2 pseudogenes are annotated in these 1,787 nt (G+C 57.2%); both read right to left on the bottom strand.

The features are described 5' to 3' along the window. A pseudogene (gene pyrD, locus G113_RS20005) lies at positions 1–909 on the bottom strand (quinone-dependent dihydroorotate dehydrogenase); the annotation flags it as partial. Positions 910–956: 47 nt separating this feature from the next. Next, positions 957–1,787 (bottom strand): annotated as a pseudogene (locus G113_RS20010) (NAD-glutamate dehydrogenase); the annotation flags it as partial.

Genomic DNA, 1,787 nt, shown 5'->3' on the forward strand with positions numbered 1-1,787 from the left:
GCCAGAGCACTGTCCACTCCCCCCGACACCCGATAATAGGCAGGGCACCGTTTAATCCTGCGCCAATAAACGGATCACCTCTGTGCTCTTGTGTTGCAATGGGCGACCACTCAGCCCTCCCGTTTCACCGGCATGGGGCATGTCATAGATCATGTCACGGGCGAGCGTGGTATTAGTGGCGATCACGCCATCGATCCCATTTTTAATCAAGGATCCGGCGACCTGTTTAATTTCATCCAGACTGAGATCCGGTGCGATTTTGACCGCCACAGGGACATACTTCTTATATTGTGCCGCCAAAATCTTCTGCCGTTCCTTGAGGGCGGCCAGCAGATCATCAAGCGCCTCACCGTACTGCAACTGACGCAGGCCCGGTGTATTAGGGGACGAGATATTGACCGCAATATAACCGGCATGATCATAAACCTTGTCCATGCAGATCAGGTAATCATCCTTGCCATTCTCAATGGGGGTATCTTTATTCTTGCCGATATTAATACCGATCACCCCCTGGTATTTAGCGGCCTTGACCCGCTCAACCAGATGATCAACCCCCAGGTTGTTAAAGCCCATGCGGTTGATGATCCCCTCTGCCGGCACGACCCGAAACAGCCTGGGCTTGTCATTGCCGCTCTGGGGTTTGGGAGTCACGGTCCCCACTTCGATGAAGCCAAAGCCCATGGCGCCAAAGGCATCTATGCACTCGCCATCTTTGTCGAGCCCCGCGGCCAGACCCACCGGGTTGGCAAAATTAAGCCCCATACAGGTGACGGGGCGTGGGGGCAGGGATTGGCGGAAGAAGATATCGAGCGGCGTGCCATGGAGGCGAGAGAGCTGTTTGAGGGAGAGTTCGTGAGCCTTTTCCGGATCGAGCTTGAACAACAAATGCCTGGCGAGGGGGTAAAACATCTTTGCTCCTTAAAAAAAGCCCCGGCAACTGGCCGGGGCTTTCATGGTTATGCCGATGCTCGGCAATTCAACTGGAGCAGGTTCAACTCCCGCAAGGCCACCGAGAACTTGGCGAACTCGTGAGTGCTGGTGGTCTTGAAGTCGGCCAGCATATGGGTCCAACGGGACAAGAGTTGCTCATGCTCCGCAATCCAGCTGGCCAGTATGGTATCGCATTCTCCCTGATCTTTGCACCCTTCCAATACGACGGAAGTGAGGCTGCGTTGCTGCCAGTCCAGATCCTCGCGGAAGGAGGCTCTGGCCATCGCCTGCCAATGGTTGCCAACCGGCTGATGGTTGACCTGGTCGAGGAACCAGTGCAGGTCCAGTTTGGCACCGAGTCGGTAGTAGACATTGGCTACCCGCAGAATGTCGCTGTGCTGATCCGCCGCAATCTGAGCCAGATCCAGCGCAGAGAAGAGGCTGCTCATGTGGGCGACCTGGCGAGCGATATGTTCGGGGACCTGCTTGGCCACCAAGACCTCGACAGCGTGACGGTGCTCGGCCACTTCGCTCTCCTCCATCACCTCGTAGAGGTGCTCGCCCAAGGTCTCGAAGGCGGGACGGAAGAAGGCGATGTTTTCGCTGATGCTCCAGCTGCGATTGCGAGCACGCAGGAACCAGCGGGTGGCACGGCGCACAATGCGGCGACTGGCAAACATCAACTCGAGCTGAGTCTCGGCACTCACCTGGTTGTCCAGGGATTCGATGTCGCGCCACAGGGGATCGAAACCGAACACCTCGCGGGCCATGGCGAAGCAGGCTGCCACTTCGGCCACTGAGGCACCGGTCTCGTCCTTCATCCGGGTCGCAAAGTTGAGTCCCATGTCGTTGACCAG

The organism is Aeromonas molluscorum 848 (genome assembly GCF_000388115.1).
Lineage (GTDB): Bacteria > Pseudomonadota > Gammaproteobacteria > Enterobacterales > Aeromonadaceae > Aeromonas > Aeromonas molluscorum.